Source organism: Frankia sp. Mgl5, assembly GCF_023242985.1.
Taxonomy (GTDB): Bacteria; Actinomycetota; Actinomycetes; order Frankiales; family Frankiaceae; genus Parafrankia; species Parafrankia soli.
This window is the reverse complement of record NZ_JALKFY010000674.1, coordinates 1-22379: the sequence shown is the minus strand read 5'-3', so window position 1 is coordinate 22379 and position 22379 is coordinate 1. Positions and strand designations below refer to the sequence as shown.

The window sequence follows — 22379 nt, the reverse complement described above, 5'->3', positions numbered from 1 at the left end:
CTCGCCATGGCTGGCACGCTGCCGCGCCAACCGCCGCCTCGCTCGCCGCCACCGGGCCTACTCGGCGCCGGCGAGCGCAGGCGCAGGCTGAAGCGGCACCTCCGCGGCGGGGTCCCGCTGCTCGAACTGGGTCCGGTACAGCTCGGCGTAACGACCGCCCGCCGCGATGAGCTCGGGGTGGCTGCCGCGCTCGACGATCCGGCCGGCCTCGATGACGAGGATGACGTCGGCCGACCGCACGGTGGAGAGCCGGTGCGCGATCACCAGCGCTGTCCGGCCGGCCAGCGCCTCGCCGAGCGCCTCCTGCACGGCCGCCTCGGACGTGGAGTCCAGGTGCGCGGTGGCCTCGTCCAGGATCACCACCCGGGGGCGGGCCAGCAGCAGGCGGGCGATCGTGAGGCGCTGGCGCTCCCCGCCGGAGAGGCGGTAGCCCCGCTCCCCCACCACGGTGTCCAGCCCGTCGGGAAGCCGGGTCACCAGGTCCGCCAGCCTGGCCCGGCCCAGCACGTCCCACAGCTCGGCCTCGGTGGCCTCGGGCCTGGCCAGCAGCAGGTTCGCCCGCACGGTGTCGTGGAAGAGGTGGTCATCCTGGGTGACCATGCCGATGGTCTCGCGCAGCGAGTCCGCGGTCAGGTCGCGGACGTCCACCCCGGACAGCCGGATCGCGCCCGAGCCCACGTCGTAGAGACGCGGGATGAGCTGGGCGATCGTCGATTTTCCAGCCCCGGACGAGCCGACGAGGGCGATCATCTGGCCCGGCTCGGCCCGCAGCGAGACGTCGTGCAGCACCTCACCGTTCTCGCGCTCGTCCAGGACGGCCACCTCCTCCAGCGACGCCAGTGACACGGCGTCGGCCGAGGGGTAGGCGAAGTGCACGTGGTCGAACTCCACCGACACCGGGCCGGCGGGCAGCACGCGGGCGTCGGGGCGCTCCACGATGAGGGGCTCGAGGTCGAGGATCTCGAACACCCGCTCGAAGCTGACCAGGGCGCTCATCACCTCCACCCGGGCGCTGGCCAGTGAGGTCAGCGGCGCGTAGAGGCGGGTGAGCAGGAGCGCCAGGGCGACGACGGCGCCGGGCTCCAGCTCGCCACGCAGGGCGTAGTACCCGCCCAGCCCGTAGACGAGCGCCAGTGCGAGGGCGGACACGAGGGTCAGGGCCGTCACGAACACCCACTGGACCATGGCGGTGCGCAGGCCGATGTCGCGCACCCGCTGGGCTCGGCGGGCGAACTGGGCGGATTCGTCGGCGGGCCGGCCGAACAGCTTGATCAGGGTGGCGCCGGGGGCGGAGAAGCGCTCCGTCATCCGTGAGCCCATGACGGCGTTGTGGTGGGCGGCCTCACGCTCCAGGCGGGCGAGGCGGGAGCCCATCCGCCGTGCCGGCAGGACGAACACGGGGAGCAGGACCAGCGCGAGCAGGGTGATCTGCCAGGACAGACTGATCATGACGGCGAGGGTGAGCAGGAGCGCGACGAGGTTGCCGACGACTCCTGACAGGGTGTCGCTGAAGGCGCGCTGGGCGCCGATCACGTCGTTGTTCAGCCGGCTGACCAGGGCACCGGTGCGGGTGCGGGTGAAGAAGGCGATCGGCATCCGCTGGACGTGGTCGAACACCGCGGTACGCAGGTCGAGGATGAGGCCCTCGCCGATGCCGGCGGACAGCCAGCGGTTGAGTACGCCGAGGGCGGCCTCGGCCACCGCGATCGCCGCGATCAGCGCCGCGAGGACGATGACCGTGCGGGGGCGGGAGCCGTCCACGATCGCGGTGACGACCCGGCCGGCCAGCACCGGCGTCGCCACCGCCAGGACGGCTCCGGCGATGCTCGTCACCAGGAACAGGCCCAGGGTGCGGCGGTGCGGCCGGGCGAATCCCGCGATCCGGCGCACGGTCGCCCGGGAGAACGGGCGCCGCTCCTCCTGCGCGTGCATCGCCGAATACATCGAGTTCCAGGCCGCGAACTCCATGCTCATCTGAACACCACCTGTCCGTCGCCGAGGTCCGTACGGCCGCACGTATCGAAACACGGAGGTCCGACAGTTTTCCGCGCGTCCAGGTGGGCGCGCCGGCGGCGTTCGGGGCGCGCGGCTCCTCGGCCGGACGGCCGGGGGATCACGAGCCAGCTCGGACGCTAATACCTGAAGTTGACTTCAGGTCAAGCTTTTGCGACCGGGGCCGCCAGGCGGGCCGACGTCGCCCTGCTCCGCGACGAGCAAGGGCCAAGGGCCAAGGGCCAAGAGTGAGCTGGCTAGGAGAAAGGCAGAAAGGCAGAAAGCGGATCCGCCTGCGGGAGCCACCCCTGGATTCGGCGGTTCCAGGAGGCCGGCGAAAGGTGTGCCCGGTCGCCGTTGACCGGACTACGTCCCTCGCCGCGGTCCCGACCGCGAGCTCAGGCGATGCGTGTCGCCCGCTCGGCCATTCGCGGCGCCGCCGGCAGCACGGACACCGGGTGGTCCGCCATCCATCCGACGTCGGCGACCGTCACCTTCATCCGGCTGGCGAGATCGGTGGGGGCGTACCCGCCCTCGAGCGCCTGCCTGATGGCGGCGGCCCTGATTGCGCGCAGGGCCGAACGCTGCGGATGTGACGTCCACATCAGCTCGTCGGCAAGCCCCGCACGTTCGATCGGGTCAGTTACCTGCATTACCTCGTCACATGTCACGGTGATAGATGGTTGCGTGAGCAGGAAGTCTTGGCAACACCCTGCACAACAGCTGTTCCGGCGGCCTGCCAGACCGGCCACCGGAACGGACCTCGAGGCGACGCGACCCGTCCCGCGGATCGATTACAGCCCGTTTACGGATCCCCGCCGGACCATAACGCGATCCCGCAGCGGTGTGCGCTCGGTAACCGGCGGCGCTCAGTTCTCGGAGGGAACCCCGAACCAGGAGACGACCTGCCCGCCGAACTTGAGGTCACCGTCGATTTTGATCTTGCGAGTGAGGTAGAGCTTGGCGGCGTTCGCCTGCCCTGTGACAACGCGCACCAGCCGCACGCGGTCGGTCGTGATGGTCACCGTCCGCCCGCCGCCCGGCGCCGTGCCGCCGGGCGGGTCGATGGTCAGCTCGCACGCCGCACCGTGGACGGCCAGCACATACACCCGCGTCGCACCGCCCGGCCCGCCGCTGAGGACGAACTGGACCAGCGCGTCCTCGCCCTTGGCCTTCTCGGGCTGGAAGCTGTCGCGCATCCGGGCGAACAGCTCGTCGAGGACGGCGTCGCCCGACGGGCCACGCAGAACCGTCTCCGTCTGGGACTCCGACAACGAGCCCAGCGCGTCAACCAGCGTGGCCGGGTCGGCGTTCAGATCAACGGACAGGTCGGACATGGGTGCTCCCAGGTGCCGCGCCGATACGGATGGCCGGCCATGCGCCGGTACGCCCCATGATGTCGCGTCCCCCCGACGCCCTCGGAGCGGCCCCCCACCGAAGGTGACACCCGGACCCTGCCGCGGCCGTGTGGCATTTGGGCCTGTTCAGGTGCATGTGGCCGGTGGATACCATCGGCGACCGGGCGGCCGGCCCGGCGCCGTCGACACCGAGCCGCGGCGGAAAGGACACCGGATGCTGGAGCCGCTCATCGACTCCGACCCGCGTGCCATCGGGCCGTACCGGCTGTCAGGCAGGCTCGGCACCGGTGGGATGGGCGCCGTCTACCTGGGGTTCGACCCCGCCCGCCGACCAGCGGCGGTCAAGGTCGTCCGGCCTGACCTGCTCGGCGACGCCGAGTTCCGCGGCCGGTTCCGCCAGGAGGTCGCCGCCGCCCGCCGGGTGCGCGGCTCGTTCGTCGCCGCCGTTCTCGACGCCGACGTCGACGCACCGACGCCGTGGATGGCGACCGAGTACGTCGACGGGGTGAGCCTGCAGGCGGCGGTGAGCCGGCGCGGGCACCTCGACGGGCCGATGCTCGCCGGCCTCGCCGCCGGTCTGGCGAACGCGCTGGTGGCCGTGCACGCCGCCGGCCTGGTGCATCGCGACCTCAAGCCGTCCAACGTGCTGCTGGCCTGGGACGGCCCGAAGATCATCGACTTCGGCATCGCCCGGTCGCTCGACGCCACGAGCCACACGACCGCCGGGGGCGTGCTCGGGACCGTCGCGTGGATGGCACCCGAGCAGCTTCGCGGCGAGCGGGTCGGGCCACCCGGAGACATCTTCGCCTGGGCTCTGTGTGTGGTCTTCGCGGCGCGGGGGCGGCACCCGTTCCCCGCCGACGCGCCGGCGGTGTCCGCGATGCGCATGCTCGCCGACGACCCCGATCTGACCGGTGTGCCCGACCACCTGCTCCCGCTGCTCGCCCGTGCCCTCGCCAAGGACCCGGGCCTGCGGCCGACGGCGACGCAGGTCGTGTCCAGCCTCGCCGGGGTCGCGGTGGCCAGCCTCGACGAGGCCGACGCCGCGGTCCGCGGACTGATCGGAACCGGCTGGGTTCCACCGACGCCGCCAGGCGCCGGCCCCCCGCCCGACGTGTCGGACGTCCAGACCGCGGCGGCGCGGGCGGGCTCGGTGGCACCGGCGGGCTCGGTGGTGGCGCCGGGCATCGGCACGGTGGCGGATCGGACCCTGCGGGCGCGCCGCCGCGGGACCGGCGGCACCGGTGCCGGCCGCTCCGGCCTGCTGACCGGTCTCGCCGCCGCCGGCCTGGCCCTCGCCGTGCTCGCGGTCACGCTCGCCGCGACCGGTGTGGGATGGGACCGGTCGGCGGGGAGCGGTGACCGGAGCGACCAGGACGCGCGGATGCGGGTCGGGGCGCTCAAGGACATGGTGCCCCCGGTGCCGGCGGACAAGGGGGCACGCGCGAGCCGGCCGGGCTTCCCGGCCGCGGATCCCGCGAAGCCGGGCGCGACCCAGACCGCCCCCGGCTCCCCCGGCGTGGCGCCGGGCTCGAATCCGCCGGGCCCTTCAACGGGCACACCGGGTGTGCCGCCGTCGCCGGCCCCCGCGCCCGCGCCGTCCCAGACTCCGCAGCTGCCGCCGGCCACGCCGCTGTACCGCTACTACAACGGTCAGGATCACGCCTCGCTCACGAGCGCGGCGCCGGCGGCCGGCTTCCACCTGGAGCAGGTGCTGGGCAACCTCTTCACCAGCGGTGACGCCCCTGGGACGGTTCCCGTCTACACGTGCCTCAACGGGGCGGAGTCGTTCACCTCGCTGGCGTCCTCATGCGAGAGTCGCACGCCGGTGGGCGTGCTGGGCTGGATCTACGCGGCGAAGCCGGCGGAGCCGGCCACCCAGGCGGTGTACCGGTGCCGTATCGGCGAGGATCACTTCGAATCACTCCAGGCCGACTGCGAGGGCCAGACAGCGGAGGGGCTCATCGGCTACGCGCCGCCCTGACGGCCGGCAGGCCGGTCCGCCGCGCTCTCCGCCCCGCGGAACAGCGTGCCCGGCCGTCCTGCGGAGTAGCGTGCCCGGCGCGGCGAATCCGCCCCGGCCCGGCCCCGCCGCACAAACACTCTCCGCACAAACCCGCTCCGCGCGAATCTCCGCCGTGCGCCCCGCCGCACGAATCACGCGCCGGCGTGTGGTTTCCTCTTACCAGCACCGGCGGGATACGGGAGCGAGGATGCCGTGAAAGTCGTGGCAGTCGTCAATTACAAGGGCGGGGTGGGAAAGACGACGCTCACCGCGAACATCGGCGCGGACATCGCCCGTTGGGGAAAGCGCGTCCTGATGATCGACCTCGACCCGCAGGCGAGCCTCACGTTCTCGTTCTACCGCCCGGAGGAGTGGCGGGCGAATCTCGCCGACGACCGGACCGTCAAGGAGTGGTTCGAGGCCTGGCGCGGCGAGTCCTACGTTCCGCACCTCTCACCGTTCGTCACGACGCCGCCGGTCGTCAACTCGGCCATCACCCACAACGGCGGCGGGCTCGGGCTGGTCGCGTCGCACCTCTCGCTGGGTGACGTCGAGATGAACCTGGCGGCCCGGCTGGGCGGGGCGCAGGTCCACCGCTCGACCCGGTACTACTTCGACGTCTACCAGCGTCTCGCCGCGGGCCTGGCGACGTTCCACCCGCACGACTACGACCTGGTGCTCATCGACTGCCCGCCGAACTTCGGTGTGATCACCCGCATGGCGGTCGCCGCGTGCGACTTCCTGCTCGTCCCGGCCCGGCCGGACGAGCTGTCGACGCTGGGCATCGAGCACCTGCTCACCCGGCTGCGCCGCTTCGCGTGGGAGTACAACCGGGTCGCCGACATGCAGTCGGACCGCTACCCGGGGGTCAAACGGCTCGACCCGCAGATCCTCGGCATCGTGTTCACCATGGTGCAGTACTACGGCGGCCAGCCGATCACCGCGATGCAGCCGCACATCGAGCTGGCGAAAAGCCTCGACGCGCCGGTGTTCGACGCGATGGTCCGGGAGAGCAACAGCTACTTCGCCGGCGCGGCCGGAACCCAGCTCCCCGTCGTGCTCTCCGAGCGCATTCCCCGCGGGCTCGCGCTCGAGCTGCGCACGCTCGTCGACGAGTTCCTCCGGCGGATCGGGGCGGCCAACCGTGGGTACTGAAGCCACCACCATGAGCACGGGAACCGGCGCCGTGGGTGTTGACTCCGGCGCCTCGCCCGCGGACCTCGGCGCGTTGCTGCTGCGCCAGGTGGCGGAGCTGCTGACCGGCCTCGACAGCCGCCAGGTCGCCGACCTGATCGCGGGCCACGCCCGGCTCGCCGTGGTGTCCACCCCCGCTGGACGTCCTTCGGGCACGGCGGCGCGACGTCCCACGGGCACGGCGGCGCGACGTCCCGCTGGTACGGCGGCGGGCGCCGCGGGCCGGGCCCAGGTCGAGGTTCCCAGCGGAGCCGAGCTCGAGGAGCTGCGCCGATCCCTGCTCGACGCGCCCAGCCGCGCGGCCGCCGAGCAGCTCCTGGACGCCCTCGGCCCGCTCGCGGTGGCCCGGTTGCGGGCGCTGGCCGTCGACCTGGGGATCAAGGGCATCACCAGCCGCGACCCCCGGGCCGCCGTCCAACGGAAGATCGTGGACCAGACGGCCGGCCTGCGGCTGCGATCGGAGGCGATGTTCGGCGGCGTCCACGGCACGTGAGGCCGCCGCCCAGCAGCGGGCGGCGGGTGCGGCTACTAGCCAGGCAGGGTGATCCGGATGGCGGTCTGGGTCTCCGGCGGGCGCCGGCGCACCGCGCGTGCCGCCTTCGACATGGCCGAGACCAGCGGCGCCGCGACCCGGTAACGGTGGCGCACCATGGCCCGCGCGGCACCGGTACGTTCCGGGACGACCTCTGCCATCACATCCACCGGGCTCTCCGCCGCCTTTCCGCGTGCGTCGCACGGGGCGACCGTCGCCCGCGGGGAGTCACGCAGACGGCGCACCTTTCCGCTTTTTTCGTCGGTAAGAACGAGCAGCTCGGCGCCGTTGACCACGAACCACACCGGCGTCGAGACGGATCGCCCGTCACTACGAAAGGTGGTCAGTGACAGGTACTTCGACGTTTCGGTCCATGCAGGCAGTGTGACGGCTGACGACATGGGCGGAACCGTAGCCCGGCCGCGGCCGGGCCGCTCGCCGGGCGGCGGAGAAGCCCGGAAGATTCCCGGCACGAATCGCGCGGCCGGACCGATTCACCGCGCCGGCGGGATGATTCCGAGATGTGGGAGAACGAACCTCACCCGCCTGGCTTCGCCGAATTTTCCTCGTTCCCCCGCCGGCCGCGGGCGCTGAGGGGCGTCCGGTGCGGTCCCGCGGCGGCGGGCCCGGCACCGGTCCGTCACCGCCGCGCCACCTGCGGTCATACCCACCCAGCCGGGAGCCGGGCAGGCCGGACGGACGGGTCAGCCAAGCCGGCGGGTCCGGCGGGTCCGGCGGCGAACCCCACCCGCCCACCGGCCCACAGCGACGGAGTGCTGACTCCGGTCAATATCCTGGAAACGCGGCCCGGTAAAGCCGCGGACGGGCGTCCCGCCGCGGCGACGACCCGAGGCCCATACGGGCGCGGAGCGGAGTCACGGAAAGCGGCCGTGGGTCGACACGAATACCGGCGCCGGGCCGGCGGAGCACTTGACAGCGTTCGCCCGCTTGGCAGAATTGGGCCTCCGGCCGACGATGGCGCATCGGATGAGGAATCGGCGTTCTCATCCGTGGGATCGACCGATACCACGGCGTGCCTTTGTCCCGGAGGCGAATACCCCGGAGGCGGAACCTCACCTCCCACATCCCGCGCGGCGCCAGACCCACCTCGCCATGGGTGCCGCCGAAACAACCAGAGAATAATCCTCTATATAAATTTCTCGCTCGATCCGGCGGCAGGACGACCCCCGCGGCGATCGGGCCGGTCTGGAGGCGGCACCCGATCCGGTGTCCAGGGAAGGCACACAGATGAGCCAGGTGGCCAGAAAGGAACGATCCGACAAGGGCAGCATCCGCATCAACGCGCGTGACTTCCGGTGCCTGAGCTGGCTGCTGGAGATGGGTTCGGCCTACGAGGTGGATCTCGCCATCGTGCTCGACCCGGCGCGGCTGGCCTCCCCGAGCGCGGCGAGGGCGGTCGTGCGGCGCTGGCAGCAGGCGGATCTCGTCCAGGCGGAGGGGCTGTTCGCCAACCGGGGTCGGATCGTGCGCCTCACCGAGGACGGCGCACGCCTGGTCGGCGAGGTCGATCACAGCGCCGCGGGCCCGCTGACCGCAGCCGTGCACGCCGCCGAGGTGGCTCGCACCCGGCTGCTGCTGGAACACCGGCCGCCCGGCATCCCGGTGGTCGGGTGGGTGGGCGCACGCCGTTGGCGCGACGAGCACGAGCGGGCGGTCCGGACCGGCGCGCACGTTCCGGACGGTGTCGCCCGGCTCGCCGACGGATCCTGCGCCGCCGTGCAGGTCGAGCGGGTCAACCACGGGATCAGCGCGGCGATCGGTGTCGCCGGCGACCTGCTGCGCAGGTTCCCCCACGTGGTCTACGCCGTCCCGGCGATGAACGACGGGGTGTCTGCGGTGATCGAGTCGGCCGTCGCGGCGGCGGCGCGGCAGATCCGCTCCGCGGGCGCGGATCCGGGCACCGCGCTGGTGATCAGCATCCCCGACCGGCTCCGCGGGGCGTTGGACGACGCACCGGACGGTGGCTGGTCGACCCCGGGCCGACGGATGGCACGACCCTGCCGGTGACATGAAAAGGCCGCCCGGGGTACGGGGGGATCCCCGGGCGGCTAGTACATGTTTGCACCGCCCCACCGGGTGATGCAACGGTCTGCGGGCGACGAGATGGTCACACGTGGTCGAGCGCCCGCACCGGGCTGTTCGCGGCGGGTGGCCTTAGGCAGCCGCGGCCGCGGCGAGCGGCAGCACGACCCGAGGGCAGAGGTGGATCAGCCGGGTTGACAGCGTCCCGCCTTCGAGGACGTCCAGCAGGGCACCGGCTCGCCGGCGGTCGAGCCGGCCGGACCGGTGCAGACCGCGCAGACGGAGCAGACCGGGCAGGTGGGCCTCGATCGCGTGCTGGTCCGGTCGGGGGGCTCCGTCGAGCCACGCGTCGAACTGGGCGTCGGTCATGACCTCCCAGACCACGGTGTCGGCGATCGCGCCGGTGGCGTCGGTGACGGTGACCAGATGGGGAATGCGCACCAGGTCCGCCAGGCCGGTCAGGTCGGGCCGGGCGCCGGCGGTGACCACGTGGGTCTCCCGCCCGCTGCGCAGCAGCACCGACCGCAGATGGGAGGCGAACGCGAGCGCCAGCGCGCTGCGGCCGGGCAGCCCGCCCTGCACGTGCATCACGACCGCGTCGATCCCGGGGCCGCGGACCCGCTCGGCGGCGGCCCGGGCCAGCCAGCTCGGCTCCACCATCACGAATCCCACCTGCGCACGCCGCCGTTCGCCGACGGCGTCACCGCCGTCCTCGGCCAGGGCCCGCACCACGACAGGCTCGTGGAACCATCTGCAGGTGATCAGCCCGTCGGCCTGTGGGAGGGACAGGAGCGGGAGATCCCCGGACGTGAAGATCCGATCCATGGTCAGGGTCGTCATTCGGCTCTCCGGTGCGCGTACAGGGCATGGCAGCGCTCGCGTCAGCCCCGGGGGGTCGATGTCGCATCGGTACGTGGTGAGGCGGGTACCGGGTCTCGCGTCGGCGGTCGGGTGCTTCGGTGCGGGCAGTGCGCGGGCGTGGATCCGGCGGTCCACAGGCCGTCATACGCCCCGACAGGTGCTGCCGAGGCCACGGGGTGCCGCCCGCCCCCGTATCGGCGCCTGGCGACGGGCCACGGCGGCCCGCGCAGGGCGTCACGGAGACGGTCTGGCGGAGAGCTCCCAGCCACGCATCTCACCTTGCGATCATGACCGGACGCCGGTGTCCGGTCGTGATCCGGAGCGAGACGGACTACAGCAGGATCCGTCAAGCTCGCCCTGGAGCTGATCGAGCGGCCGGCGCCGGTGGGCCGGCGCCTCGTTCGTCAGCGGTGATGGTGCGTACCTGGTGCGAGTCACCCAGGCGGAGGTTCGTGGCGCCGGTGGTGCGTGGCGCGATGTCCCATGCGTTCGCCACCTGGAGATCGCTTGATGCGTTTGGTGTTTCACTTTCCGTTAGTTCACACGTGTCGAACGACACCCTGACGGATGCCTGGTCACCACCCCCGAGGGCGACCGCGACGCCACGTGCTGGGGACCCCCGTGAGACCGCCCCGCTCAGATGAGCAGGTTGTCGAAATCCCCATCCTTCGCGCCCAGGATCAGCGCCTCAATCTCGGCCCGCGTGTAAACCAGCGCGGGTCCGTCGGGATGCCTGGAGTTTCGGACGGCCACCGCGTCCCCGGGAAGCCGCGCCATCTCGACGCAGTTGCCCTGCGAATTGCTCCGTCGACTCTTCTGCCAGGTAACCCGCTGTAGGGCCGTGGCAGGCATACCACTGTAGATCTTGGACAAGGTCGGTCTCCTGAAGATTCGTCCGGAGCCAGGCGCTCGCTACACGCGGTCTGGGCACCTTTCCGCTCGAGCGGCTCGCGGCTCGTCCGCGGCCACAGAACCGCTCCGCCACAGGGAAGCCTCGGCCGATGAGAGGCCTCGTCCCACCTCCCTCCGGGGGTCGGCGCGTGCGCTTGCACGGACTTCGGCTCACGATACAGCACGCGCGTGTGCACGTGCATCCGACCTGCGCCCACGTGCACGCGACGTTCGACCGCTACGGATCGACCCTTTCGGGTGACACTCACAACCCGCGACGCGGACACACGACATCAACACCAGGACACACTGAATGCACTACGGAATACCGCGGGCGAAACGTCGATCTCGTGTTCCGTCTACATTTCATCGTCGTTACGGACACGGATCATCGCGGAGATCCCCTGTGGTGTAGGACTTTCTCCGGCGACAAAGAAGATCGGAAGGAAGAGAGCCCGCCACGAACCCGCAGCCCTCCGGCCCCGGCCCGGCACGTCCGGGCTCGACGGACCCGACGCCCGACGGACCCGACGGCTACACGGACCCGGCGGCTGACAGACCCAGCCCCGACAGACGCGACGCCATCGGACCCGTCGAACCTGACCCCGGTCCGGTCCGGTCCCGACCCGGCCAGGCAGCACCCAGCCCGCCTCGGCCGCCCGAAGGGTCCATTCCGGTGATCACCCGATCGTGCCCACTCTCCGGCGCCGGCAGTGGTGGCGAACGGCCTGTTCGGCTCCGCCCGCGGCGGCGCCCGTCCGGCCTGCCGGCATCCCGCCGGCGCGTGCCCCGAGCAGCGTTCCCACGTGAATTCCGGCCCGCGCGGCCGGGCTCCCGCCCTCAGCGCCGTACCGCCCTACATGCCGAGACGAAGGTCCCGATCACGCCCGGCAGGCCTGCGGGGAGGTTGTACGGTCGACACGACGCCCGATTCCGGCCCACAGAAGCGGGTCCCGGACCGAACGCGGCGGCACCGTGCGCGAGGCGCGAGCACCGTCGGCGAGCGGGGAAAGAGGTGTGCTCCGCGCCGTCGACAGGCGCTCTTCCGATCCCGGCGACGGGATCACCGGTGAGGAGATCAGAGGTGTACTCCGGCGGCCGGCAACTGCTCGACCCGGCGTGGTCTTTCTGCCACAGTGGCGACCGAGCAAGGCTGATCCGGTCAAGGGGGATCCGGATGGAAGCAGGCACCACCAGACCTCCTCCGGTGGTCCCGCCCCGGGGGATGCCCGATGGCGGGGGTAACGGCAGCCGCCCCAGGAGCCGGCCGGACTGACGCGGGTTACGCACCCGCCGCCCGGGCTTCGGCCGCGCCCGGAGCCGCCCGCCCAACCTCGGAATGCGTACCCAGCGTGGGACGCAATGACCGGGCAGTATGCGGAACAGCCGGACCGGGTCTCGTACCCCACCGAAATTGGGAGTCGGTCGCGAGCGCTCTCCGTCAACCGTGTATACGTATCTCGTTCGCACCGCGAGACGTGACTGAGTTGAACGGGGCGGAGAAGGCGCGAGGTGAACGAGGGTAGAAGATCGAATGCCGTACTCTTGCATTGACCTATGGCGAGGGGGCCGACAGTGACAACCACTCAGCCGGGTGGCGGTCCGACCGTACGTCGGATCCTGCTCGGCTCACAGCTCCGTCGACTTCGGGAGGAAAAGGGCATAAGCCGCGAGGACGCCGGCTACCACATCCGGGCCTCGGAGTCGAAGATCAGCCGCATGGAACTGGGGCGGGTGAGCTTCAAGGAACGCGACGTCGACGACCTCCTCACCCTGTACGGGGTGACGGACAGCGCCGAGCGCGCGCCGTTGCTCTCCCTCGTCCGGGAGGCCAACCGGCCCGGCTGGTGGCACAGCTTCGGTGACGTGCTCCCGAACTGGTTCCAGCCCTTCATCGGACTGGAGGAGGCGGCGCAGCTCATCCGGACCTATGAGCTCCAGTTCATCCCCGGGCTTCTCCAGACGGAGGAGTACGCCAGGGCGGTGATCACGCAGGGCAACACCGGTGTGCCCGCGGAGATCATCGAGCGCCGGGTCAACGTGCGCATGAACCGGCAGAAGGTTCTCCACCGCGAGAACGCGCCTCGACTGTGGGTAGTTGTCGACGAGGTCGCCCTGCGGCGCCCGATCGGCGGCCCCAAGGTGATGCGCAGCCAGCTCGAGCAGCTGATCGCCCTGTGCGACCTGCCGAACCTGACTCTGCAGATCATGCCCTTCGCCTTCGGCGGGCACGCGGCCGAGGGCGGCGCTTTCAGCATCCTGCGTTTCCCGGAGTCAGACCTCCCCGATGTGGTCTACCTGGAGCAGCTCACCGGCGCCGTCTACATGGATAAAAGAGAAGATGTGGACATTTACGCCGAAGCGATGAACCGGCTGACGGTGGACAGCCCGCCGCCGGCCACCACGCCCAAGCTTCTCAGCCAAATCATCACCGAGCTCTGAAGCTGGCCAGGCGTACCACAACGAGATTCACCCCGACGCCGGATAGGCCAGCCAGTCATGCGGGGCCGTCCGGCGGCACGAGGCAGGCCACGGCTCGGGCGGGCCAGGCCGCCTCGACACCCTTCGGAGCCGCGGGCTCCACACGGCGCCGCCCCGGCGCTCAGGATGCTCCCGCGGGGCGATCCGCGACGTCGCAACCGGCCACGGCCGGCCCGAGCGACCTCGGCGGCGGCCGACGCGTCCACCGTCGGTGACTCCGGCAGACATCGGCATCAACCGGCACACATCTGGGCAATGGCACCCAAGTGCTCCCACAACTTGGTATGAATGCACCCGTTCAGCCGCGCCCACAGGATGGAGAGCCGGAAAACCATGGTCTCGGCGCTTGTCGTGATCTCCCTGGTCCTGACCGGGCTCGTAGCGGGGACCATGGCCGTCGGCCTGGTCGCCGTCCGGCCCGCGATGCACTCCCTGCCCCCGACTTCGTATGTGCTGGTCAAGCAGGCGTTCGACGTCAGCTACCCGAAGCTGATGAAGCCGCTCCAGATCAGCAGTCTGCTGTCGACGGTCGCGCTGGCCGTCGTGGCGGCCGTGGACGGCGCGTCCACCTGCGCGATCATCGCCGCCGTCGCGGCCGTCGCCGTGTTCACCAACATCCTCGTCACGGTGCGGGGCGACCTGCCGATCAACAACGCGATGGCCACCTGGCGCCCGGAGGCCCCGCCCGCCGACTGGGAGTCCCAGCGGGCCCGGTGGGACTTCTTCAACTCCATCCGCACCACCGCCGCCGTCGGCGCGCTGGTGCTGCTCGCGCTGGCGGCGACCACGACCTACTGACCGCGTCGGCCTACTGAGCGCGCCCGCCCGCCTGGGCGGCGCGCCCGCCCGGGCCCGGGGCTGATCCCGGGACGATCCCCGACCGGAGCCGGCGTCCGCTGGGAATGCGGGCCGCCGGCCCGGCGCTGGAGAAAAGCAGGTGCCGGCGCGCGGCGGCGCGGGCACAATGCTGCCCTGAGGGGCTGACTCGGAAGAGCTGCCTCGAAGACAACGCCGCGCGAAGGCGGCCGCCGCGGTCCGGGCCGGAGTGCGGCCGCGCTCGTAGCGTGGCCCGTGCCCAGCTCGACCGGGGTACCCACGAACCGACGACCGCCCGGGAATACGCCGTCTGTGATCTCTCCTGCTGAAACGCCGCCGCCGGCACCGCCGCCGCTGGCCGAGCTGCGTGCCTGCCTGCCCCAGCTCATGGCGCGCGACGCCCACCGCCTGAGCCGGCACCTCGACCGGGCCCGCCGGATGCGCGACCCGGCGGCGCGCGACTCCTCGATCGCGCGGCTGGCGGCGGACGTCGAGACCGCCCGGCTGCGGGTGGAGACGCGCCGGGCCAGCGTCCCGGTGATCGGCTACCCGGAGGAGCTGCCGGTCAGCCAGCGCCGGGAGGAGATCCTGGCCGCCATCCGGGACAACCAGGTCGTGGTGATCGCCGGCGAGACCGGTTCGGGCAAGACCACGCAGCTCCCCAAGCTGTGTCTGGAGCTGGGCCGGGGCGTGCGCGGCATGATCGGGCACACCCAGCCGCGGCGGATCGCCGCGCGCACCGTGGCGGAACGGATCGCCGAGGAGCTCGGCAGCGTGATCCCCGAGACCGGCCGTGACCGGGCCCAGGCCGGCCCGAACGGAGGCGGAGGCGGGAACAGCAGCGGGGGCGGGCTGGTCGGCTACCAGATGCGCTTCACCGACCGGGTCGGCCCGTCCACGCTGATCAAGCTGATGACGGATGGCATCCTGCTCAACGAGCTGACCGCCGACCGGCTGCTCCGCCAGTACGACACCCTGATCATCGACGAGGCGCACGAGCGCAGCCTCAACATCGACTTCATTCTCGGCTACCTGCACGGGCTGCTCCCCCGCCGCCCGGACCTCAAGGTGGTCATCACCTCGGCGACGATCGACCCGCACCGGTTCGCCCGCCACTTCCACGACGCGCCGGTGATCGAGGTTTCCGGCCGCACCTACCCGGTCGAGACCCGCTACCGCCCTCTGATCGACACCGGGCCGGGCGTCGATGCCGACTCCGAGGCTGACGCGTACGCCGACACCGACGCCGACGCTGGCACCGCGGCACGGAGCGAACCACGAGCCGGTGGTCGCAAGGGAGCCGGCGGCGACGGCCGAAGAGGCAACAGCGAGGCCCGGCGAGGAGCCGGTGGCGACGCCCGAACCGGGGCGGGCGCCGACACCGAGCGCGACCAGGTCTCGGCGATCTGCGACGCGGTGGACGAGCTGTGCGCCGAGGGGCCGGGCGACATCCTGGTGTTCCTCAGCGGGGAGCGCGAGATCCGCGACACGGCCGACGCGCTGGCCCGCCGAGACCTCCCGATGACCGAGATCGTCCCGCTCTACGCCCGGCTGTCCTCGGCCGAGCAGCACCGGGTCTTCACCCCGCACACCGGACGCCGGATCGTGCTGGCCACCAACGTCGCCGAGACGTCGCTGACCGTCCCGGGCATCCGCTACGTGATCGACCCGGGGCTGGCGCGCATCTCCCGGTACAGCCATCGGACGAAGGTGCAGCGCCTGCCGATCGAGCCGGTCTCGCAGGCCTCGGCCAACCAGCGGGCCGGCCGGTGCGGCCGGACGTCCGACGGGATCTGCATCCGGCTGTACTCGGAGGAGGACTTCGCCGGCCGGCCGGCCTTCACCGATCCCGAGATCCTGCGCACCAACCTGGCCTCGGTGATCCTGCAGATGGAGGCACTCGGCCTCGGCGAGATGGCGGACTTCCCGTTCCTCGACCCGCCGGAGTCGCGCCAGGTCACCGACGGCATGCGGCTGCTGACCGAGCTGGGTGCCTTCATCGAGGACGCCGAGCCCGGCAGACGGCTGACCCCGACCGGGCGCAGTCTCGCCCAGCTGCCGGTGGATCCCCGACTGGCCCGGATGGTGCTCGCGGCCGGCGAGCTGGGCTGCCTGTCCGAGGTGCTCGTGATCGCCTCCGCGCTGGCCATCCAGGACCCGCGGGAGCGGCCCGTCGAGCACCGGGCCGCCGCCGACGAGCGGCACGCCCGGTTCACCGACCCGACGTCGGACTTCCTGTCGATCCTGAACCTGTGGCGGCACCTGCGCACCGCGCGCGAGGAGCGGTCGTCCAACCAGTTCCGGCGGATGTGCCGCACCGAGTTCCTGAACTACCTGCGGATCCGGGAGTGGCAGGACGTCCACGGCCAGCTGCGCGCGATCGCCCGGAGCCTGGGGCTGGAGCCGAACGACAGCCCGGCCGACGCCCGGTCGGTGCACCAGGCGCTGCTCACCGGGCTGCTCTCCCACCTCGGCCGCTACGAGCCGGAGAAGAAGGACTATCTCGGGGCCCGGGGCGCCCGCTTCGCGATCTTCCCCGGTTCCGGGCTGGCGCGGCGGAGGCCGGCGCGGCCCGAAGCCGGCGACGCGGGCCGGGGCGCACCGGCGGAAGCGGACGCGGAGACCGGAGGGCGGCGCGGGCCGGGCATCCCGACCTGGGTCGTCGCGGCCGAGCTGGTCGAGACGTCCCGGCTGTGGGCGCGGACCGTGGCGCGGGTGGAACCCGAGTGGGTCGAGCCGCTCGCCGAGCACCTGCTGCGGCGTACCTACAGCGAGCCGCACTGGTCCCGCAAGCAGGCCGCAGCGCTGGCCTACGAGAAGGTCACGCTGTACGGGATCCCGCTGGTGACGTCGCGGCTGGTCCAGTACGGCCGGATCGACCCGGTCGTCAGCCGGGACCTGTTCATCCGGCACGCGCTCGTCGAGGGCGACTGGAACACCCGGCACGCCTTCTTCCACGCGAACCGGGAGCTGCTCGCCGGGGTCGAGGAGTTGGAGCACCGGGCCCGCCGCCGCGACATCCTCGTCGACGACGAGACGCTGTTCGAGTTCTACGACCAGCGCATACCCGCCGACGTCGTCTCCGGCCGCCATTTCGACACCTGGTGGAAGGCGACCCGCCGCACCGAGCCGGACCTGCTCGACTTCTCCGCGTCGATGCTGGTCAACGACCGCGCGGGCGCGATCCGCCAGCAGGACTACCCCGACACCTGGGACGCCGACGGCGTCGAGCTGGCGCTCACCTACCAGTTCACGCCCGGGGAGGCCGCCGACGGGGTGACCGTGCGGGTGCCGCTGCCGGTCCTCGGCACGCTGCGCGCGGAGCCGTTCACCTGGCAGGTGCCCGGGCTGCGGGAGGAGCTCGTCACCGCGCTGATCCGTGCGCTGCCCAAAGTGGTGCGGCGCGGCTTCGTCCCGGCGCCGAACTACGCCCGCGCTGTCCTGGACCGCCTGACCCCCGACGACCGCCTGACCCCCGACGACCGCCCGCTGGCCGACGCCGTCGCCGGTGAGCTGCACCGGATGAGCGGCTCGGCGCTCCCCTCCGGGGTCTGGGCGCCGCCGCGGCTGGCCGAGCTGCTGCCGCCGCACCTGCGGATGACCTTCCGGGTCGTCGACGACGGCGGGGCGACGCTCGCGGAGGGCAAGGACCTGGCCGAGCTGCGGGCCCGGCTACGGCCCCGGACGAAGGCGGTCGTCTCGGCCGCGGCCGCCGGCGTGGAACGCTCGGGCCTGCGCACCTGGGACGTCGGCACGCTGCCCGCGGTGATCGAGCGCAGCCGCGGCGGGCATCTCGTGCGCGCCCACCCGGCTCTGGTCGACGAGGGCGACTCGGTCGCGGTCCGGGTCTTCGACGACCGGGAGGAGGCCGACCGCGCGATGTGGGCCGGCACCCGGCGGCTGCTGCTCCTCAACGTCCCCTCCCCCGTCCGGGGGATCATCGGCCGGCTGCCGAACGCGGCGAAGCTGGCCCTGAGCAACAACCCGCACCGCGACGTCACCGACCTGCTGGACGACTGCGTCGCCGCCGCCGTGGACACGCTGCTGCGCCGCGCCGGCGGGCCCGCCCGGGACGAGGCGGGTTTCGCCGCGCTACTCGAGACGGTGCGCGCGGAGCTGGCGGACACCGCGTGGTCGGTGGTCCGCGGCACCGAGCGCGTGCTGGCCGCCGCCCACGGGATCAGCCTCGGGGTGCGGGCGCTGGGCAGCCCGGCGCTGCTGGTGACCGCGACCGACCTGCGTGCCCAGCTCGACACACTGATTCACCGGGGCTTCGTGACCGAGACGGGCGCCGAGCGCCTGCCCGATCTGGAGCGCTACCTCACCGCCGCCCGGCGGCGCCTGGACCGGCTGCCCGCCGACGCCGCCCGGGACCGCCAGCTCACCCTCCGGGTGCGCAACGTCGTCGAGGCCTTCAACGAGCTGATCGACGAGGTGGGCCCGGCTCGCGCCGGGTCCGAACCGGTCCAGGCGATCCGCTGGATGATCGAGGAGCTGCGGGTCAGCCTGTTCGCCCAGGCGCTGCGCACGCCGTACCCGGTCTCCGAGGAGCGCGTCTACCGGGCGATCGACCAACTGCGCCCCGGCTGACCTCGCCGCGCGGGCCCGTCACCCGCCGGGCCCGCAGACCGCCGGTTGCGGCTCGCGTGCCGGTTGCGGCTCGCGTGCGGGAGGGCACGGCCGGTCAGACACCTCGCCCATGGGACGACCGGCCATCGGCGCCCATTACGATGACACCCCCCGGCGAGAATCCTGTGCCGATCACAACGACGTACGAACATCTCCCGGATCCACCCGATCTCACCTCCTCGTGAGCAGGGTTGTTCTTCTTGTCTTCGGTGGCCTCAGGTCGCGCTGGGCCGGGCGTTGGGGGTGCGGTGACGGCCGGCGGCAGGCTCCTGGTGGCGCTGTTCGTGATCGTCGGCATCCCGCTGGCCGCCGTGCCGGTGGCCCTGATGTACGGCGGTGGATCACCTCCCGCGGCTACGGCGCCTGCCCCCGCACGGCCGGCCGCGACGTCCGCGTCCCCGTCACCGACCGCTGCGTCCACCATGCACCGGGCCACCGACAGAACTGGCGACCGGACCGCGAGCGATGCCACCGACGCGGGCCCGGCGTACACCAAGGAGATCGCGCTCCGGTCGGGGCGCAGCTACGACCTGCACACCACCGTCCGTTCCGGGGCGCCCAGGCCGCTCGTCGTCCTGCTGCACGCCTACGCCCACACCGCGGCCGACATGCGCGACATCAGCGGGGCCACCCCGTTCGCCGACGAGCACGGGTTCGTGCTCGCCTACGGGCACGCCGTGGACGGATCGTGGAACGCCGGCACCTGCTGCGCCGGGACGAATGGGCAGGACGACATCGCCTACCTGCGCGAACTCGTGGCCGACGTGGCCCGGCGGACCCCGGTGGACCGCAGCCGCGTCTACGTCTGGGGCTACTCCAACGGCGGGATGCTGGCGGCCCGTGCCGTCTGCGAGGCACCGGACGTGTTCGCGGCGGCCGGCGTTGTCGCGGGCCACCTGCTCGTGCCCTGCGACCAGGCACGCATCCGGATGATGCACATCCACGGTACGGCGGACACCACCGTGCCGTGGCGCGGCGGCTGGTCGGACTACGTCCATGTCACATTCCCGGACGCGCGCACCGAGTCGGAGCGGGTCACCAGCTCGTCGACGGTGGTGGGCATCCCCTGGGACGGCGGACACGCCTGGCCGTGGTGGGCCACGGGCACCCTGTGGGGGTTCTCCCAGCAGTGGTCCGGGACGACGGCGCTCCCCAGCACCCGCTGACCCCCGCGTCTGCTGCCACCGGAAGCCAGGCCACCGCTCGGGATCATCCCGGCGTGAGCCCCCGCGTGGGCTCTGTTGTCCGTTTCTCCGCGCGCGCCCCGGCGGCCCGCAGCCGGGCGGCGGCGTCCTCCGGGGTGATGTCGCGTAGCACGCCTGCGAACATCTCGTAGCCCACCAGGTGCTTGCGGACGGTCGGTGACCGCAGCAGCGGCGGGTGGAAGTGGGCATGCAGCTGCCAGTGCGCGGGCACCGGCGCGTCGGGATCCGGGCGCGCGCCGGGCGCCGCGTGCCAGCCCATCGAGTAGGGGAAGGGCGAGTCGAACAGCGCGTCGTAGCAGCTGAGCAGGGACCGCAGCGCCTGGGCCAGCGCGTCGCGCTCGGCGTCGGTCAGGTGCTGGAGCAGGCCGACCGGGCGGCGCGGGAGCACCAGCGTCTCGAACGGCCAGAACGCCCAGTAGGGGACGACGACGAGCCAGTGGTCGTTCGCCACGACCACCCGGCTCGCGGACCGGCCGGGGCCGTCCACGCCATCAGTGGCCTTGCCGTTGGCGACCTTGCCGTTGGTGGCCTTGCCAGCAGCGACTCTGCTGGCGGCGGCGGTGCTGGCGCCGTCATCCGCGGCGGCGAGCTCAGCCTCCAGCGCCGCGTAGTCGACCAGCAGCGAGGTGCCCCTGGACCGTAGATGGTCGCGCTGGGTGCGGTCCTCGACCGCGGCGAGGTCGGGCAGGAACGACGACGCCCAGATCTGCCCGTGCGGGTGCGGGCTGGACGCCCCCATCGCGGCGCCGCGGTTCTCGAAGATCTGTACCCAGTTCCAGGTCCGGCCGAGCTCACGCTCCTGGTCGGCCCAGGTGTCGACCACCGCCCGCACCCGGTCGAGCCCCAGGCTCGCCAGTGACTGGTCGTGGCCCGGATCGAAGCAGACGACGCGGCACGTGCCGATGCCCGGCTCGGCGTGCAGCAGCCCCGCCGCCCGCGCATCCAGCCCGGACGGATCAGCAGACACCGCCTGATCGGGAGACACCGCCTGATCGGGGGACGCGGCCAGGTCCGCGGGCTCGGGGCGCAGCGCCGGGAAGTCGTTGTCGAACACGTAAACGCCGTCGTAGTCGGGATTCGCCTTGCCGGAGGCGCGCACGTTTCCCGGGCAGAGATGGCATTCGGGGTCGTAGGTCCCCACGGCGGTGGCGACCACTTCCTGGCCGCCGCGCCACGGGCGCGCCACCCGGCCCGCCGAGACGATGATCCAGCGATCGCCCAGCGGATCGTGCCGCCGGTGCGCCGCGGGCCCGGCCGCAGCCTGCCCGTTCGGCGAGGGCGTCTCGCCGCGCCGGTCGCAGTCGCCCCCCGGCCCGGGCTGATCGTCCGGACCAGGACCGTCATCGGACGGGAAAACCGAGACCAGCACGGACGAACCGTATCAACGCCCCACCGGCGCCTCCGGCGCCAGAGACATGCGTCACCGCCGCCGGCGGACGACCCGCCACCGCCCCCACCACTACTGTCAGTGCCATCGCCATCACTTTAGGGTCGGGTCGCCGACCGCAGTGAGGAGGCGACAACCGTGGACCGCCGCACCGTGCTGCGCCTGGCGCTCGCGAGCGCCGGGGTGGCCGCTCTGTCCGGAGCGAGCTGGGCACCCGCGCTCGCCGCCACCGCCCGACCGGGCGAGGGCCCCTATGGCCCCCCTCAGGCACCCGACGCCAACGGGGTCGCCCTGCCCCGCGGGTTCACCAGCCGGGTGGTCGCCCGTTCGCGCCAGGTCGTCCCCGGCACGGATCTCGAGTGGCACGACGCCCCGGACGGCGGCGCCTGCTTCCCCGCCGGAACGGGTTGGACCTATGTCTCCAACTCCGAGACGGCGTGGCGCGGGGGCGCCTCGGCGCTGCGCTTCGACGCCACCGGCACGATCGTCTCGGCCAGCAGGATCCTGCGGCGAACCTCGGCCAACTGCTCGGGCGGGGCGACGCCGTGGGGCACCTGGCTCTCCTGCGAGGAGCACGCGTTCGGGCGGGTGCACGAGACATGGCCGGACGGCCGCCGGGACGCGGTGGCACGCCCCGCGATGGGGCGGTTCACCCACGAGGCGGCCGCCTGCGACCCCGACCGCCAGGTCGTCTACCTCACCGAGGACCGCCGTGACGGCTGCTTCTACCGCTTCCGCCCGGCCCGGTGGGGCGATCTGTCCGCGGGCGTCCTGGAGGTGCTGGTCGCACCCGAGGACACCGAGTCCGGTCCGGTGCGCTGGGCGCGGGTCCCCGACCCGGACGGTCTCCCGCGGTCGACCCGCAGGCAGGTCTCCGACGCCCGCGCCTTCGACGGCGGCGAGGGCTGCCACTACGTGGCGGGCACCTGCTTCTTCACCACCAAGGGCGACAACCGGGTCTGGGCCTACGACGCGGTCGGCGAGC

General features: G+C 72.5%; 16 protein-coding genes. 9 read left to right on the top strand and 7 right to left on the bottom strand.

Going from position 1 to position 22379, the window contains the following annotated elements; all coding sequences use genetic code 11:
* Positions 1-57: 57 nt before the first annotated feature.
* The 3 genes from MXD62_RS22540 to MXD62_RS22530 all read right to left on the bottom strand — a co-directional run bounded on the left by MXD62_RS22540 (position 58) and on the right by MXD62_RS22530 (position 3329).
* Positions 58-1974, bottom strand: a complete 1917-nt coding sequence (locus tag MXD62_RS22540) for an ABC transporter ATP-binding protein (protein WP_248831466.1) — start codon at positions 1972-1974, stop codon at positions 58-60.
* A 416-nt stretch (positions 1975-2390) separates the two neighbouring features.
* Complete coding sequence (locus tag MXD62_RS22535; RefSeq protein WP_020458932.1) at positions 2391-2645, bottom strand: hypothetical protein; 255 nt, start codon at positions 2643-2645, stop codon at positions 2391-2393.
* A gap of 216 nt (positions 2646-2861) precedes the next feature.
* Positions 2862-3329, bottom strand: a complete 468-nt coding sequence (locus MXD62_RS22530) for an SCP2 sterol-binding domain-containing protein (protein ID WP_071061261.1) — start codon at positions 3327-3329, stop codon at positions 2862-2864.
* Between the two features lie 235 nt (positions 3330-3564).
* Here MXD62_RS22530 and MXD62_RS22525 point away from each other — a divergent pair, with 235 nt between their 5' ends.
* The 3 genes from MXD62_RS22525 to MXD62_RS22515 all read left to right on the top strand — a co-directional run bounded on the left by MXD62_RS22525 (position 3565) and on the right by MXD62_RS22515 (position 7042).
* Positions 3565-5334: a serine/threonine-protein kinase gene (locus MXD62_RS22525; protein ID WP_248831465.1), complete on the top strand. Its 1770-nt coding sequence runs from the start codon at positions 3565-3567 to the stop codon at positions 5332-5334.
* A 234-nt stretch (positions 5335-5568) separates the two neighbouring features.
* Positions 5569-6510 (top strand): ParA family protein, encoded by a 942-nt coding sequence (locus tag MXD62_RS22520; protein WP_112108263.1) that lies wholly within the window; start codon positions 5569-5571, stop codon positions 6508-6510.
* A gap of 10 nt (positions 6511-6520) precedes the next feature.
* Positions 6521-7042 carry an oxidoreductase gene (locus tag MXD62_RS22515; protein WP_248831464.1) on the top strand — a complete coding sequence of 174 codons (522 nt, stop codon included), beginning with the start codon at positions 6521-6523 and terminating at the stop codon, positions 7040-7042.
* A gap of 35 nt (positions 7043-7077) precedes the next feature.
* Here the strand turns inward: MXD62_RS22515 and MXD62_RS22510 are convergent, their stop codons facing one another.
* Complete coding sequence (locus MXD62_RS22510) at positions 7078-7482, bottom strand: PPOX class F420-dependent oxidoreductase (protein ID WP_248831463.1); 405 nt, start codon at positions 7480-7482, stop codon at positions 7078-7080.
* 847 nt (positions 7483-8329) lie between these two features.
* Here MXD62_RS22510 and MXD62_RS22505 point away from each other — a divergent pair.
* Positions 8330-9109: a hypothetical protein gene (locus MXD62_RS22505; RefSeq protein WP_248831462.1), complete on the top strand. Its 780-nt coding sequence runs from the start codon at positions 8330-8332 to the stop codon at positions 9107-9109.
* A gap of 147 nt (positions 9110-9256) precedes the next feature.
* On the opposite strand, the gene MXD62_RS22500 is transcribed toward MXD62_RS22505, so the two are convergent.
* Positions 9257-9964 carry a hypothetical protein gene (locus tag MXD62_RS22500; RefSeq protein WP_020458925.1) on the bottom strand — a complete coding sequence of 236 codons (708 nt, stop codon included), beginning with the start codon at positions 9962-9964 and terminating at the stop codon, positions 9257-9259.
* A 657-nt stretch (positions 9965-10621) separates the two neighbouring features.
* A complete protein-coding gene (locus MXD62_RS22495; RefSeq protein ID WP_020458923.1) occupies positions 10622-10858 on the bottom strand; it encodes a DUF397 domain-containing protein in 237 nt (78 codons plus the stop codon).
* A 1593-nt stretch (positions 10859-12451) separates the two neighbouring features.
* Between MXD62_RS22495 and MXD62_RS22490 the strand changes: the two genes are divergently transcribed.
* The 4 genes from MXD62_RS22490 to MXD62_RS22475 all read left to right on the top strand — a co-directional run bounded on the left by MXD62_RS22490 (position 12452) and on the right by MXD62_RS22475 (position 19968).
* A complete protein-coding gene (locus MXD62_RS22490) occupies positions 12452-13318 on the top strand; it encodes a helix-turn-helix transcriptional regulator (RefSeq protein WP_248831461.1) in 867 nt (288 codons plus the stop codon).
* Positions 13319-13690: 372 nt separating this feature from the next.
* Positions 13691-14155, top strand: coding sequence for a DUF1772 domain-containing protein (locus MXD62_RS22485; RefSeq protein WP_248831460.1), 465 nt, complete (start codon positions 13691-13693; stop codon positions 14153-14155).
* A 405-nt stretch (positions 14156-14560) separates the two neighbouring features.
* Complete coding sequence (gene hrpA / locus MXD62_RS22480) at positions 14561-18763, top strand: ATP-dependent RNA helicase HrpA (RefSeq protein ID WP_248831506.1); 4203 nt, start codon at positions 14561-14563, stop codon at positions 18761-18763.
* Between the two features lie 287 nt (positions 18764-19050).
* Entirely contained in the window at positions 19051-19968 is a 918-nt protein-coding gene (locus tag MXD62_RS22475) for a PHB depolymerase family esterase (protein WP_248831459.1), read from the top strand.
* Positions 19969-20011: 43 nt separating this feature from the next.
* Here MXD62_RS22475 and MXD62_RS22470 read toward each other — a convergent pair whose 3' ends face one another.
* On the bottom strand, positions 20012-21376 hold the full coding sequence (locus MXD62_RS22470) for a UDP-glucose--hexose-1-phosphate uridylyltransferase (protein WP_248831458.1): 1365 nt from the start codon (positions 21374-21376) through the stop codon (positions 20012-20014).
* A 156-nt stretch (positions 21377-21532) separates the two neighbouring features.
* Between MXD62_RS22470 and MXD62_RS22465 the strand changes: the two genes are divergently transcribed.
* The coding region (locus MXD62_RS22465) for an alkaline phosphatase PhoX (RefSeq protein WP_248831457.1) at positions 21533-22379 on the top strand (847 nt) is incomplete at its 3' end.